Annotated in this window: 14 protein-coding genes; all 14 read right to left on the reverse strand. The window is 66.4% G+C overall.

What is annotated here, in order from left to right; all coding sequences use genetic code 11:
- Positions 1-159 precede the first annotated feature (159 nt).
- The 14 genes from QCE48_RS15885 to QCE48_RS15950 are packed head-to-tail and all read right to left on the reverse strand — an operon-like array spanning position 160 to position 13,349.
- Positions 160-1,563, reverse strand: a complete 1,404-nt coding sequence (locus QCE48_RS15885; protein ID WP_309784776.1) for an MFS transporter — start codon at positions 1,561-1,563, stop codon at positions 160-162.
- 33 nt (positions 1,564-1,596) lie between these two features.
- Positions 1,597-2,826 carry an FAD-dependent oxidoreductase gene (locus tag QCE48_RS15890; protein WP_309784777.1) on the reverse strand — a complete coding sequence of 410 codons (1,230 nt, stop codon included), beginning with the start codon at positions 2,824-2,826 and terminating at the stop codon, positions 1,597-1,599.
- Positions 2,819-3,784: a VOC family protein gene (locus QCE48_RS15895; RefSeq protein WP_309784778.1), complete on the reverse strand. Its 966-nt coding sequence runs from the start codon at positions 3,782-3,784 to the stop codon at positions 2,819-2,821. The genes QCE48_RS15890 and QCE48_RS15895 overlap by 8 nt, the downstream gene beginning before the upstream one ends.
- Before the next feature lie 10 nt (positions 3,785-3,794).
- Entirely contained in the window at positions 3,795-5,285 is a 1,491-nt protein-coding gene (locus QCE48_RS15900) for an aldehyde dehydrogenase (protein WP_309784779.1), read from the reverse strand.
- Positions 5,286-5,316: 31 nt separating this feature from the next.
- Positions 5,317-6,141 carry an aspartate dehydrogenase gene (locus QCE48_RS15905; RefSeq protein WP_309784780.1) on the reverse strand — a complete coding sequence of 275 codons (825 nt, stop codon included), beginning with the start codon at positions 6,139-6,141 and terminating at the stop codon, positions 5,317-5,319.
- Positions 6,134-7,801 carry a thiamine pyrophosphate-binding protein gene (locus QCE48_RS15910; RefSeq protein ID WP_309784782.1) on the reverse strand — a complete coding sequence of 556 codons (1,668 nt, stop codon included), beginning with the start codon at positions 7,799-7,801 and terminating at the stop codon, positions 6,134-6,136. The genes QCE48_RS15905 and QCE48_RS15910 overlap by 8 nt, the downstream gene beginning before the upstream one ends.
- Positions 7,794-8,591 carry an SDR family oxidoreductase gene (locus tag QCE48_RS15915; protein ID WP_309784783.1) on the reverse strand — a complete coding sequence of 266 codons (798 nt, stop codon included), beginning with the start codon at positions 8,589-8,591 and terminating at the stop codon, positions 7,794-7,796. The genes QCE48_RS15910 and QCE48_RS15915 overlap by 8 nt, the downstream gene beginning before the upstream one ends.
- The gene (locus QCE48_RS15920) at positions 8,588-9,448 is read right to left on the reverse strand and encodes an IclR family transcriptional regulator (RefSeq protein ID WP_309784784.1); all 861 of its coding nucleotides are present in this window, start codon (positions 9,446-9,448) and stop codon (positions 8,588-8,590) included. The genes QCE48_RS15915 and QCE48_RS15920 overlap by 4 nt, the downstream gene beginning before the upstream one ends.
- The gene (locus QCE48_RS15925) at positions 9,449-10,315 is read right to left on the reverse strand and encodes an alpha/beta fold hydrolase (protein ID WP_309784785.1); all 867 of its coding nucleotides are present in this window, start codon (positions 10,313-10,315) and stop codon (positions 9,449-9,451) included.
- A 4-nt stretch (positions 10,316-10,319) separates the two neighbouring features.
- Complete coding sequence (locus tag QCE48_RS15930; RefSeq protein ID WP_309784786.1) at positions 10,320-10,847, reverse strand: cupin domain-containing protein; 528 nt, start codon at positions 10,845-10,847, stop codon at positions 10,320-10,322.
- A 31-nt stretch (positions 10,848-10,878) separates the two neighbouring features.
- On the reverse strand, positions 10,879-11,634 hold the full coding sequence (locus QCE48_RS15935; RefSeq protein WP_309784787.1) for an SDR family oxidoreductase: 756 nt from the start codon (positions 11,632-11,634) through the stop codon (positions 10,879-10,881).
- Entirely contained in the window at positions 11,627-12,682 is a 1,056-nt protein-coding gene (locus QCE48_RS15940) for an aromatic ring-hydroxylating dioxygenase subunit alpha (protein WP_309784788.1), read from the reverse strand. The genes QCE48_RS15935 and QCE48_RS15940 overlap by 8 nt, the downstream gene beginning before the upstream one ends.
- Before the next feature lie 36 nt (positions 12,683-12,718).
- Positions 12,719-13,030: a recombinase-like helix-turn-helix domain-containing protein gene (locus tag QCE48_RS15945; RefSeq protein ID WP_309784789.1), complete on the reverse strand. Its 312-nt coding sequence runs from the start codon at positions 13,028-13,030 to the stop codon at positions 12,719-12,721.
- A 1-nt stretch (position 13,031) separates the two neighbouring features.
- Complete coding sequence (locus QCE48_RS15950; protein WP_309784791.1) at positions 13,032-13,349, reverse strand: non-heme iron oxygenase ferredoxin subunit; 318 nt, start codon at positions 13,347-13,349, stop codon at positions 13,032-13,034.
- Positions 13,350-13,368: the final 19 nt, after the last annotated feature.

Genomic DNA, 13,368 nt, shown 5'->3' on the forward strand with positions numbered 1-13,368 from the left:
CATGCCATCCAAAAACTATTTCGCCGAATGTCACAGCATGGCGGCCGCGTTAGCACGCGTCCATAACTTCGAATCAAGGGCGCCGACACGCCTTTCCTCGCAGCAAACACCGAAGGGCGGCGAGAAGTCGAAGAGACGATCCGCCGCTCCGTTCTTCGATCACGCCTCGAGTTGTTCCAGCACCTTGCCCTTCGTCTCGATGCCGAGAAAGTGCACCGCGACAGCCGCCAGCACCGGCACGGCGGCGAGCGCATAGAACGCCATATCCAGATTGCCGCCGACGAGCGTCTTGCCCACCAGCGCAGGCGCGAAGATCGCCGCGATCTTCAGCCACGCGCCGCCCAGACCGCAGCCGAACGCGCGAATACTCGTCGGGTAGAGTTCCGGCGTATAGACGTAAGCGGTGATGAACCCGCACGCCATGAAGCCGAGCGCCAGCGCGCAGAACGTCGCCACGACATACACCGACTGCGTATGGAACACACCCGCCAGCACGAGCGACGCGGCGCACAGCACGAACGACAGGTTGATCACCGGCTTGCGCCCGACCTTGTCGACGATCAGCGCGCACGTCAGCGACCCCAGCACGCCGAGCACCGATGCCGCGACCGCCAGGTTCAGCGCGAGTTGCAGCGGCGCGTGATAGACGGTCTTGTAGATCGTCGGAAGCCACGTCGAAAGACCGTACTGGATCACGCCGCACGTCATCCACAGCAACGCGACCGCGATCGTGCGCTGGATGTAAGCGCGACCGAACAGATCGACCATGCGACGCTTCGGGTGACGATGCACCATCGCTTCGAATTCGGCCACATCCGTAACCGGCGGCAGCGGTCCCTTGACGCTCGCTTCGAACGCGTTGAGCGCGCGGTCGGCATCGGCCATGCGCTCGCGCTCGCCGAGCCAGCGCGGCGACTCGGGCACGAGCACGCGCAACAGGAAGAACAGCACGAGCGGCACCCCGCCGATGAAGTACATCGCTTCCCAGCCGAAACGCGGCACGATCCACGCGCCGAGCGCATTCGACGCAAGCAGCCCGATCGGGAACACGATCTCATAGAGCAGCACGAAGCGGCCGCGTCCGTGAGCGCGCGTGATCTCGTTGATGTAAGTCGCCGCCACCGGCAGCTCGCCGCCGAGCCCGAGACCCTGCACGATGCGCAGCGCGACGAATACGGCGAACGTCGGCGCAAAGCCGCACGCGATGCTCGTCAAGCCGATGATCCCCGAGCTCCACGCGATCGCGCGAACGCGGCCGTACCGTTCGGCGAGCGACGGAAACAGGAACGCACCGATCAGTTGTCCGATCGATCCCGACGCGATCAGGAAGCCGACCTGTCCCGGCGTAAGGCCCCACTTCTGGATGAGCAGCGGCAGCGTGGCCGCGATGGTGATGACGTCGAAGCCGTCGAAGAAAGTCGCCGCGCCGATCAGGATTCGCGCGCGCACCTGCATGGCGTTCGCCGGCAGACGCTCGATGCGCGCGATGATCGACCCTTTGGTCACCGTGCCCGAGACGCTGGCGCCGCCCTGCTCCGCGATCGTATTGCCGAAAGTTCTCATGCCTGTTCCCTGTCGTGTCGTGTTGAGTGCCGATCAGGCGAGCGCCTTGCCCGCATCGACGAGCGTCGCGACATCGACCGCGCGCCCCTGTCCCATCCATTTGCGCGCGAGCTTCAAGTCGCGCGGCGAATTGATCGCGATGACGCCGCGAATCATGCTGTCGTCGAGGAAGAAGAGCGTCGCGCGCCGCGCCTGCAAATCGCCGCGCACGGCGGGTTCGACGCCTGCCGGAATGTCGCCGAGGATCTGCAGGTTGACGTCGTATTGATCCGACCAGAACCACGGAATTTCCGCATACGCCGCGCGCACGCCGATCAGCGCCTTCGCGGTAGCAATGGCCTGGTTCTGCGCGTTCGCCCACGATTCGAGCCGCACGCGGCGCTTCAGCCACGCGTTCGGATGATTCGCGACGTCGCCGCAAGCGAACACGCACGGGTCGCTCGTGGCACCGAATTCGTCGACGACGATGCCGTCGTTCACCTCCAGCCCCGCGTCTTCTGCGAGCGACGTATGCGGCGTCAGCCCGATTCCCGCGACGGCGAAATCGGCGTCGAGCGTAGAGCCATCGGCGAAGGTGGCGCGCACGCCGTCTTCGTGATCGTCGACCGAAACGAGCGCTGCGTTCAGGCGAACGTCCACGCCATGCGAGCGATGCAGGTCGAGCAAAAAGTCCGACACGCCCTGCGGCACCGACCGTGCGCAAAGACGCGGCGCGCCTTCGACGACCGTCACGCCGACGCCCAGCTTGCGCGCCGTCGCCGCGACTTCGAGTCCGATCCAGCCGCCGCCGATCACCAGCACGCGCTGGCTCTGGCGAAGCCGCGAGCCGAGCGCAACGGCGTCGTCGAGCGTGCGCAGATACGTGACGTGCGAGGTCCTGACCAGCGACTCGGGCAAGCGCCGCGCGGCGCCACCGGTCGCGATCACGAGGCGGTCGTAGCGCACCTCGCGGCCGCTTGCGGTGCGCACGATGCGTGCGGCGCGATCGATCGACGTCGCGCGATCCGGCTGCCATGCCTCGACGTCGAGCGCGGCGAAATCCTCGGTGTTGACGAGGCGCACGGTGTCGATATCGGCTTCGCCTGAGAGCACCGCCTTCGAGAGCGGCGGACGCTCGTAAGGCAGATGGATCTCGTCGGCGATCATCACCAGGCGACCGTCGAAGCCTTCCTTGCGCAAGGTCTTCACGATCCAGCCCGCCGCCTGTCCGCCGCCGACCACGACGATCGTGCGCGGCGCGTCCTGAATGATGTCGTCAGCCATTTTTCCGCTCCGTCATGAACGTGCCCTCGGGCGCCTTCGCGTTCTTCTGACGGCGCGTATTGCCGTCGAGCCCGCCATCGACCGCCCATTCCGCGAACACGGTCGGACCCGGCTCGAAGTCGCGCGGCTGCCATTCGGGCGTGAGGATGTCCTCGTCCGCGTAATACTCGATCAGGCCGCCCGCTGGATTCTGGAAGTACCAGAAGTACGCCGACGACACCGGATGCCGCCCCGGCCCGAGCTGCGTGGTCCAGCCGCAGCGGCTGATGTGCAACCCGCCGCCGAACACTTCGTGGATGTCGCGCACGGTGAACGCGACGTGGTTCAAGCCGCGCTTGCCGTCGGGCAGTTGCAGCAGGAACAGGTCGTGATGCCCGCCGTGCGGCGCGCAACGCATGAACGCGCCACGGCCCGGATAGCGGTCCGAGGTCTCGAAGCCGAGCAGCTCGTGATAGAACTTTTCCTGCTCCGCGACGCAGTTCGTAAAGAACACGACATGCCCCACTTCGACCGGCTCCGCGCGCTCATACACCGGGCTCGGCGTATCGACGCGCAACGTTTGGCCCCACACGTTCGAGGGCGAGCCCTTCGCGTCGATCGCGTGCTTACGTGTCACTTCCACGCGAATCGCCATGCCGTTCGGATCGATGCAACCAACGGCCGACTGCGTTTCGAAATGGCCCGGCTGACCGGCGAAGCGTCCGCGCAAGGCGTCGAGTTCTTCGCGCGTCGCCACGCCCCAGGTCACTTCGCGCAACGTCGGGCCGGGTTCGAACGCGGGCGGCAGCGACGGATCGTTCGCGTCGACGGCGAGGATCGTGCAGCCGTTGAGCGACTCGAAGCGCGCGCATGTTTCGTCGTGTGCGACTTCCTTCAGGCCCCAGTCGGCGAAGAAGCGCCGGCAGGTGTCGAGGTCGGTCACGCCGTAGGTAATCTGTTCAATGCCAAGGATCGTCATAGGTGCCTCTTTAGTTCGCCCACGGCAGCGGTGCGTCGTTTAAGCCCCAGTACATGCTCTTTTGCTGCATGTACTCGCAGATGCCAAGACGCCCCTTCTCGCGGCCCATGCCGCTGTCCTTCCAGCCGCCGAACGGCGTCGAAATCGAAAACTGCTTGTACGTGTTGATCCAGACCGTGCCCGTTTCGAGCGCGCGGCCCAGGCGCCACGCACGCTTGTAGTCCGCGGTCCAGATGCCGGCGGCGAGGCCGAACACGCTGTCGTTGGCTTCCTTCAGCAGCGATGCTTCGTCGTCGAAGGGCATGACGACCAGCACCGGCCCGAAGATCTCTTCCTGGCAGATGCGCGCGTTGTTGGTCAGGCCTTCGAGGATCGTCGGCAGATAGAAGAAGCCGTGCTCGCGGCCGTCGCCGGTCGGGCGCTCGCCGCCGCACAACAGCGTGCCGCCCTCTTCCAGCCCGAGCGCGACATACCGCTCCACCGACTCACGATGCTGCCCCGTGATGAGCGGTCCCATCTGCGTGTCGTCGCGCGACGGGTCGCCCACGCGCAGCTTGCGGGCGCCATCGGCGAGACGCCTGACGAATTCCTTGTAGATCGAGCGCTGCACGAAAAGCCGCGACCCCGCGATGCACGATTCCCCCGATGAACTGAAGATGCCGTACAGCACGCCGTTCACCGCATGATCGAGATCGGCGTCTTCGAAGACGATGGTCGGCGACTTGCCGCCCAGTTCCAGCGATACCGGCATCAGCTTGTCCGCCGCCAGCCGCGCGATGCCGCGTCCCACTTCCGTGCCGCCCGTGAACGCGATCTTCCTGACGAGCGGATGGCGCACGAGCGCATCGCCGACGATCGAGCCCTTGCCCGGCAGGACGCTGACGACGCCGGCCGGCACGCCCGCTTCCTCGCAGATGCGGGCGAGCGCGAGCGACGCGAGCGGCGTCACCTCGGCGGGTTTCAGCACGACGGCGTTGCCGGCGGCGAGCGCGGGCGCGAGCTTTTGCGCATCGGAGGCGATCGGCGAATTCCACGGCGTGATCGCCGCGACGACGCCGAGCGGCTCATGCACGCTCATCGTCATGAAGTCGCCGCGCGACGGCGTCAGCGTCTCTTCGAACGTTTCGACGCACGCCGCGAAATAGCGGAACGTATTGGCCGCGCTCGTGACGAGCCCGCGCGTTTCGCTGATCGGCTTGCCGTTGTCGCGGCGCTGCAGTTGCGCAAGCGATTCGTGACGCGCGTTGATCAGATCGGCGATGCGATGCAGGACGGCCGCGCGCTGATGCGGCTTCAACCCCGACCAGTTCGGCTTGCGCCAGGCGGCATCGGCGGCTTCGACCGCTTCGCGCGCGTCGTCGGCGCTCGCGGCCGTGATCTCCGCGTTGATCGACTGGTCGGCGGGATAAAGGCTCGCATAGGCGGCGCCACGGCCGGCACGCCACTCGCCGCCGATGAAGATATCGCTCGACGCGATCAGACTGGTTTCGGGTTGATTCATCTCTCGGGTTCCTTTCAGCTCGGCGCTTCGCTCAAATCACGCAGCGGGCCGCGCGATTGCGCAGCGCGCGAATCGCGCTGAACGCCGTCAGTGCGGAGGTCTTGGGGTTGTCGGGTAACGGCTTGCCGCTCATCTCCAGCGACATCTCGCCGAACGCGCCGCGCGCCACAATGCGATGCACGTTGCGCTCGACGGCCGGATCGGCGATCAGACGCACGATCGTCTGATCGAGGCCGAGGCCCGCGAGCGCGATCGTCGCCGCGACGTTCGCGTTCTTCGGATAGAGCCGCGCCGCGTCGCGCGCGCTGCCTTCGAAGATCACGCGCGCCTCGGTGAGCGCGCGCAGGTCGCAGAGGTCTTCGGCGGGCGTGCCGAGCCAGCCGGTCGGCGGCTTGCGGCCCGTGTACAGCACTTCGTCGAGGCCGCCCTCTTTCGCCGCGGCGAGCGCATCGACGCCGCCGATCGCGCCCGAGAGCAGCGTGAGCGTCGCCGCGCCTTCGCCGGCCGCGTTCGAGAGCGCGTCGAGCAGGCTCATGTCGGAGAGCGCGCCGATCGAGGCAACCGCGCAGTCCGTGCCCGACTTCAGCAACGGCACGACGTGGTCGACGAGCGCGCTATGCCCCGCGCATTCGAGCGCGAACTGCGGATGGCTGCTGAGTGCATCGACCGACGAGACGACATCGACGTTCGCGCCGACGGTTTCGCGTACCTGCGCCATGTAGCGCTCGGGCACGATCACGTGCGAGACGCGCACTTGCGGATCGGCTGCGACCGCGCGATACACCGCCGAGCCGATCGCGCCGAAGCCGATCATCGCGACGTCGATCGCGGCGTGCGGAGCGTGCGCGTTACGCATATTCCGGCTCCTTCGGCTCTTCCTTCTTGACGGGGGGACCCGCGAACGCGGTCGCGAACGAACCGACCGACAGCATGTCCACTTCCACCAGCACCGGGCCGTCGATTGCCAGCCCTTCGCGGATGATGTCGTCGGCATGATCGAGCGACGAGATGCGCCGGTGCGTCATGCCGAAGCTCGCGCAGAACTGGGCGAAGTCCGGCTGGTGCAGGTCGACGAACATGCGGCGGCCGCCGTACTGCGCGTCCTGGATGTTGCGAATCACGCCGTAGCACTGGTCGTTCATCAGCACGATCATCACGTTGGCCTTTTCCTGCACGGCCGTGACGAGTTCGCCGACGTTCACCATCAGCCCGCCGTCGCCGACGAGGCACACGGTCTTCACCGCCGATTCCGCCAGCGCCGCGCCGATCGCCATCTGCATGCCCTGCCCGATGCCGCCGCCGAGCGCATGCACGCCCGCGCGCGGCTGGAACACCTTCAGCAGACGATTGCCCCACGTGCTGTTCGAGATCGTCACGTCGCGGACCCAGTTGTAATCGCGGCCCACCGCACGCTGCAACGATTCGACCAGACGCTTGTACGGCCCGAGCCCCTTCGCCACATCGGCGACGGCGGTTTCGCGCGCGGCGGCGAGGTCGCCGGCGAACTTCGGATCGATCGAAAGACGGCCTTCGAGGCGCGTCGCGAGATCGTCGAGGACTGAGGCCGCGTCGCCGTGCACGAAGAGTTCGTTGCGATACGCGCGGTTGTCGGCGAGGGCGTCGGCATCGACGCGATAGAGCGGCTGCGGCAGCGTGAGCTTGTATTTCAGCGTCTCGTTGCCACGCAGACGCGAGCCGACGACGACCATCGCGTCACACGTCCTGTAGAAGCTTTCCACCGCCGGGTGCACGTTGAACGCGCCGAGCGTTGCCGGATGATCTTCCGGCAGCACGCCGCGCCCCTGCACGCTCGTGACCACGCCGAAACCGAGCGCGACGAGCCGTTCGACCGCCGCGCGCGCATGGCGCGTGCCGCCGCCGAGCCACAAGAGCGGACGCTTCGCGCGCACCAATGCATCGGCGAGCTGCTCGACGCGCGCGCTGTCGTGCGTGAGCGTCGTGACGTGCGGCGCGGCGAGATCGGCGGGCCATTCGATGTGCGCGGCCTGGATGTCGATCGGAATTTCGACGCTCACCGGACCGCTCGGCGCGGCTTGCGCCACGCGCACGGCTTCGCGGATCGTCGGCAGCGCGGTTTCGACCGAGCGCACGCGGAACGCCGCCTTCGAAATCGACGACAGCATCGACAGCTGATCCGGCGCCTCGTGGATATACGCGAGGTCCCGATCGAGGTACTCGGTTTCGATCTGCCCGGTGATGTGCAGGAGCGCCGTGCCCGCGGTCAGCGCTTCGACCATCGCGCCCGCCGCGTTGCCGGCAGCCGTGCCCGTCGACGTGAATGCGACGCCGAGACCGCCCGAGACGCGTGCGAGCCCGTCGGCCATGTTGAGCGCGCCCGCTTCGCCGCGCGCGCCGACATAGCGGATGTTGCCGCGCTGGCCGATCGCGTCGAGGATCGGCATGTTGTGAATCGAGATCACGCCGAACGCCGTGCGCACGCCGCATTGTTCGAGAAAGGCGGCGATCAGTTCGCCGACGGTGGTTGTGTTAGACATGTCGTGCAACGCCTCCAGAAACATCGATGTGACTACCGGTCGTGTACGACGACAGGTTCGTAGCCAGATAAAAAAGCGCCTGCGCCGCTTCTTCGGGACGTCCGAAGCGGCCGAGCGGAATGTTTTTCTTGCGCGCGAGTTCGGCGGTCCATTCTTCCCAGCTTTGACCCGGCGCGGCCTGCTCCGCGAAACGCCGCCGCCATTGCCCCGACTCGACGATGCCGATCAGGATCGAATTCACGCGGACGCGCTGCGGCGCGAGTTCGCTCGCGAGCGACTTCACGAGGCTCAACGTCCCCGCGCGCGCCGACGAAGTCGCGACCATGTGCGGCTCAGGCTGCAGCGCGAGCAGCGAATTCACGCAGACGATGGACGGCGCTTCGGCCTCGCGCAGCATCGGCAGGAACGCGCGCGTCGGGCGGATCAGGCCGAAGTACTTCAGTTCGAGTTCTTCGCGCCAGGCGTCGTCGGTGGTGTCGGCGAAGGTCGATACGCGCCCTTGCCCCGCGTTGTTCACCAGCATGTCGGTGCGGCCGAAACGTTGCGCGACTTGCGCGGCGAAGGCCGTGACGTCGTCGGCATCGAGCACGTCGCAGCGCGCCGCCAGCAGTTGCGCCTGCGGAAACTGCGCCGTGAGCGATGCCTGCGCCGCGTTCAGGCGCTCCGCGTTGCGTCCGCAAATCGCAACAGACGCGCCCGCGCGCAGGAAGAGTTCCGCCGTCGCGAGGCCAATGCCGGACGAGCCGCCCGTCACCACCGCCACTTGTCCTGTGAGATCGATCTGGATCATTGCAACCCCAATGACTTCATGTATTTGCTTTCCGCCGCCGGCCGGTAATTCAGCCGCCGCGAGAGTTCGCCCGCCGCGTTGCGCACCTTGTCGACGAGGCCGCTGTCGAAGAGCGTCGCGTCGATTTCCGGGCGCGGGATCGTCGTCGCGATGACGGCGACGATGCGTCCCGTGTCGTTGCGCACCGGAGCCGTGACGACCGAAATCCCCCGCTCGAACGACGACTGGCTGATCGCGTAACCGCGCTCGGCGTCTTCGCGAACGCGCTCGTAAAGCGCTTCGACCGTCTCCGGCGTGAGCTTCGTGAAGCGTTCGAGCGGCTTCTCCGGATACAGCGCGCGCAGTTCATCGAGCGACAGGTCGCCCATCAGCACGTGACCGTGTGTCGTTGCGTGAGCGGGTAGCCGCGTGCCGACGTTCACCTTCACCGAGCTGAAAATCGGCGCGTGGCTCTGCGCCTTCGCGACGAACACGACATCGCGGCCATCGCGGATCAGGATGTGGCTCGTCAAGCCCGTGGTGTCGCGCAGACTCTCGATGATCGGCAGGCCGAGGTCGGTCAGTTCGAGCGAACTCAGGTACTCGAAGCCGAGCCGCAGCACCGAAACGCCGAGCCGGTAGTTGCGATCCTTGTCGGCGCGTTCGAGAAAGCCGAGCGATTCGAGCGTCTGCAAAAGACGAAACACCGTCGTGCGCGGAATCTTCAGGCGCTTGGACAATTCAGGCGCGCCCAGCACCGGCTCGCGCGGCGAGAACTCGGTCAGGATCTTGAGACCGCGTTCGAGGCCCGGCACCATGTAGTTCGTGTCGGCTTTGTCCGCATCGTCCGATGCGGCGCCGATCGTGTCGGGTGTCATTCAATTGCTCCGTTGTGCATCGCCGGCCCCGCAGAACGCGTCGATCAGCGTCGTGTAGGCGGCGGGTGTTTCGACGTAGCCCGCGTGTCCCGCGTGCGGGATCACTTGCAGACTCACGCCCGCGACGTTCGCGATGCGCTCGCACGCGGCGGGCGGCGTGATCGCGTCGTCGGCGCCGACGGCGACCGCAACGCGTCCGCGATAGCCCTGCAAGTCGGCGGCGAGGTCGGCGTTGGCAAGCAGATGCGTCGCCTGCGCGTAGCCGTGCGGGACGATGCGCGCCATGTTCCAGCGCACCCAGTCGCGTGCTTCGTCGCTTGCGTGCGCCGAGAGCATGTTCGCGCTGCGGGTGTCGGCAAGACCGCGCGGACCGAGTTCGGCAAGCATCGCGAGACGCGCATCGCGCTTCGCTTCGCGCTCTTCAGCCGATGCCGCGCCATAGCCGCCCGCCGGCGACACGAGCAACAAGCCCGCGACGCGCGATGCATGCCGCGCCGCAAACGCCCCGCCGATGATCGCGCCGAGCGAATGCCCGACCAGCACGCAGCGTTCGATGTCGAGCGCATCGAGCCAATCCGCCAGCGCCGCCGCATAGTCCGCTGCGACCGGCGACGCGGCCGCGACCGGCGTCGATGCGCCGTACCCCGGCGCATCCCATGCGAGCACGCGCCGCGTCGCGCCGAGCGCTTCCATCTGCCGCACCCACGAAGCCGCGCCCGATCCGATGCCATGCAGCAGCACGACCGGCAGGGTGCGCAGATGCGTCGCACCTGCCTCGCGATAACCGATCGTGCGACGCGCGGTTTCGATGCGCGCTTCGGGAAACGAAGCGAGCGCGCCGGCGTGAGTGAGCGTGTGCGCGGTCATGGTCTTAGCGCTTCAGCCTGGCGAGCGGCGAATCCGGCGGATAGGTCGGCGTGATCGGCTTCGGTGCGCCGAGCATCACGCACATCAGCGCGTCTTCCTCGCCGATGTTCACTTCCGTGCGATACACGCCGGGCGGCACCGAAATCAGGTCGCGCTCGCCGACGATCGTCTCCCACGTCTCGCCGTCCTTCTCGCAGATCACCTTCATCTTTCCGCGAATCACGAAGAAGATCTCTTCGACATCCATGTGGATATGACTCGGGCCGATGTTGCCCGCGGGGATGACCATCGTCGAAAACGTGAAGCCGCCGGCGGGGACCGTGTTCACGTCCTTCGCCACGCCCGTGCCACCCGTGCCGACGTAGCGCATTTGCGCGCGGCGGTACTTCGGGTCGTAATCGGCCTGGAACTTGAGCGCGTCCCAGTCATACTTGCGGGTTTCGAGCCGCGCGACGCGCGTGTCCATCCACTGCGCGAAGCTCGCGCCTACCGGCTGCTCCCACGACTTGCGTTCGATATCTGCATCCGCCATCGATCTCTCCTAGTCAGCTATACACAATCAATCAATTCATGACGAAGCCGCCGTTCACCGGCAGCAACTGGCCGGTGACGAAGCGCGCCGCGTCGGACAACAGGAACAGCACGGGACCGTTCACGTCGTCGGGAACTTGCGCGCGGGTCAGTGCGCGGCCCTTCAGGTAATACTCGTGGCGCTCGGCCGGGACGTAAGCGGTCGCCTCGACTTCGGTCAGGCCCGGCGCGATCGCGTTGACCGTCACGCCGTGCGCGCCGAATTCGCGTGCGAGCGAACGCGTCATCGCGATCACGGCGCCCTTGCTCGCGACGTAAGCGAGCAGCTTCGGCGCGCCCCACATCGCCGTGTCCGATGCGATGTTCACGATGGCCCCGCGCTTCGAGTCGCGCAGATGCGGCAGCGCCGCCGTGCTCGCGAGCCAGGTGCCGCGCACGTTGACGTTCATCACGGCGTCCCACGTCGAGGTCGAAAGCTCGTCGGCGGACTCGCCGCCCGAGTTCGTGATCGCCGCGTTGTTGATCAGGCCGTCGAGGCCGCCGAGCTTCTCCACGCTCGTCGCGATGCACGCTTCGACGCTCGCCGGATCGGTGAGATCGAGCGGGACGAAATGCGCGACGCGGCCCGCACCGTGGAGCGACTCCGCGAGCGCCCGGCCTTCGGCTTCGAGCACGTCGCCGAACGCGACATGCGCGCCGCTTTCAGCGAGCGCCGTGACGAACGCCGCGCCGAGTCCGCGCGCACCGCCCGTCACGAAGACGCGCCGGCCTTCGAGCGCGTCATGCATGAGCCTGCTCCGCGCGATGTGCTTCGAGCGCCGCGAGATGCTGCTGGCCGCGCTGCTTGAACATGCGCCGCACGCGCGTCATGCCGACATCGTGCTGATAAAGAAACTCGTGATCGCGCGCGTTCGGCGCCATGCTTTCCAGAACGTAGCGGTCCTGTTCGAGCACGGCCCAGTGCAGCCCTTCCAGGCGATTGCGATACAGGAAGCGCCACGCATCGCGCTGCCAGCCCGAGACCTTGCGCGTGCGCCAGAAGTACACCTGGCAGTTGTCTTCGTCGACGGGCGTGGCGAAGCCGATGATCCCGAAGTTGCCGCCCGGGCCGAACTTCTTCTTGTACGGAATCGCGAGGCGCATCCAGAGGCAGCCGGTTTCGCCGAGTTCCACCCAGTCGAAGTTCACGTCGCGCTGGCCGACCTTTTCGAACATCAGGCCCGTATCGGTCTTGCGCACGCGCATGTCGGCCTGCTTGTCGCCTTCGGCCATCGAATGCGATGTCGCGTGCAGATACGCGCCGTGCATCGGGTCCATCACGTTGTCGATCGCGTACTGGTAATTGCACTTCCAGTGCGACATGCAGAGGAAGCTCGCGTATTCGTCGCCGACGAGCTCTTCCGGCAGCACGAGCGGCGCCGGTTCCTTGTTCGCTTCGTCGCCGAACCAGAGGAAGATCGCGCCCGCATGTTCCTCGACCGGATACGACTTCACGCACTTCTGCCCTTCGAGCGGACACGCCGATACCGCCGGCACCTTCTGCACGACACCGCCGCCATCCACTTCGATGCCGTGATACCAGCACGCGACGCTGCCGCCGAGGTTCCATCCGAGCGACAGGCGCGCGCCGCGATGCGGGCAGCGGTCTTCGAGCGCATGGACTTTGCCTTCCTGATCGCGCCAGAGGACGATCTGGTCGCCGAGGCGCGTGAGGCCGATCGGCGCGTTGGCGACCTGCCAGCTCGGCGCGACGGGATACCAGTAGTTGCGCAGTCCGCGATCGAGATAGGCCTGGACCGGATCGGCTGCGACGTTGCTTGTTTGGGGGGACGTCATGAAGAAACTCCGAAATCTGTTCGTTGGATGCCGCGGTCAGTCGGCCAGCGTGCGCAGTTCCGCGGCGAGCCGCTCGGCGCTCCACGCGCTGCCCTCGGGCGTGCGAAAGCCGATACGGTTCAAGCCTTCGACGACCTGTTCGAGTTCCAGCGCGCCGGCTTCGAACACTTGTTCGAGCGCATCGCCGAAGTCGTTTTCGTACTGGGTCGGCTCGGCCTTGCGCGTCTGCCAGATAAAGTTTTCGGTTTCACCCGGCTTTTCGATGACGCCCTTGCCGGCGACGTTGTTCGGCTGCGGCGCGAGCCACGGCTTGAGTAACGGATTGAAGTTCACGGCGACCTCTCGCATGTCATTCCACCTTGATCTGGATTTCTTCACCGGCAAGCCGCACCGAATACATCTTCAGGTCGCGGCCGCCGGGCTCTTTCAGGCATTTGCCGGTCGGGATGTGGAACACGGCCTCGTGCAGCGGACATTCGACCGTGTCTCCGTCGATGAAACCCTGCGTTAGCAGCGCGAATGCATGCGGACAGACGTTCTCGAGCGCGTACACGTCGTCGCCCACTTTGTAGATCCCGACTTCCACGCCGTCGTCGAGCTTGAATTCGATCGGAGCGTCTTCCGACAAGTCACCGGCATGTCCGGCGCAGCGCCATTGTTCAGACATCTTTCACCCTTTCTCTGGT

It is taken from the genome of Caballeronia sp. LZ024, from assembly GCF_031451455.1.
GTDB lineage: Bacteria > Pseudomonadota > Gammaproteobacteria > Burkholderiales > Burkholderiaceae > Caballeronia > Caballeronia telluris.

Bases quoted from the DNA above. Each gene is read 5' to 3' on its own strand.
- QCE48_RS15885 (WP_309784776.1), bottom strand. From the start codon at position 1,563: ATGAGAACTTTCGGCAATACGATCGCGGAGCAGGGCGGCGCCAGCGTC.
- QCE48_RS15890 (WP_309784777.1), bottom strand. From the start codon at position 2,826: ATGGCTGACGACATCATTCAGGACGCGCCGCGCACGATCGTCGTGGTC.
- QCE48_RS15895 (WP_309784778.1), bottom strand. From the start codon at position 3,784: ATGACGATCCTTGGCATTGAACAGATTACCTACGGCGTGACCGACCTC.
- QCE48_RS15900 (WP_309784779.1), bottom strand. From the start codon at position 5,285: ATGAATCAACCCGAAACCAGTCTGATCGCGTCGAGCGATATCTTCATC.
- QCE48_RS15905 (WP_309784780.1), bottom strand. From the start codon at position 6,141: ATGCGTAACGCGCACGCTCCGCACGCCGCGATCGACGTCGCGATGATC.
- QCE48_RS15910 (WP_309784782.1), bottom strand. From the start codon at position 7,801: ATGTCTAACACAACCACCGTCGGCGAACTGATCGCCGCCTTTCTCGAA.
- QCE48_RS15915 (WP_309784783.1), bottom strand. From the start codon at position 8,591: ATGATCCAGATCGATCTCACAGGACAAGTGGCGGTGGTGACGGGCGGC.
- QCE48_RS15920 (WP_309784784.1), bottom strand. From the start codon at position 9,448: ATGACACCCGACACGATCGGCGCCGCATCGGACGATGCGGACAAAGCC.
- QCE48_RS15925 (WP_309784785.1), bottom strand. From the start codon at position 10,315: ATGACCGCGCACACGCTCACTCACGCCGGCGCGCTCGCTTCGTTTCCC.
- QCE48_RS15930 (WP_309784786.1), bottom strand. From the start codon at position 10,847: ATGGCGGATGCAGATATCGAACGCAAGTCGTGGGAGCAGCCGGTAGGC.
- QCE48_RS15935 (WP_309784787.1), bottom strand. From the start codon at position 11,634: ATGCATGACGCGCTCGAAGGCCGGCGCGTCTTCGTGACGGGCGGTGCG.
- QCE48_RS15940 (WP_309784788.1), bottom strand. From the start codon at position 12,682: ATGACGTCCCCCCAAACAAGCAACGTCGCAGCCGATCCGGTCCAGGCC.
- QCE48_RS15945 (WP_309784789.1), bottom strand. From the start codon at position 13,030: ATGCGAGAGGTCGCCGTGAACTTCAATCCGTTACTCAAGCCGTGGCTC.
- QCE48_RS15950 (WP_309784791.1), bottom strand. From the start codon at position 13,349: ATGTCTGAACAATGGCGCTGCGCCGGACATGCCGGTGACTTGTCGGAA.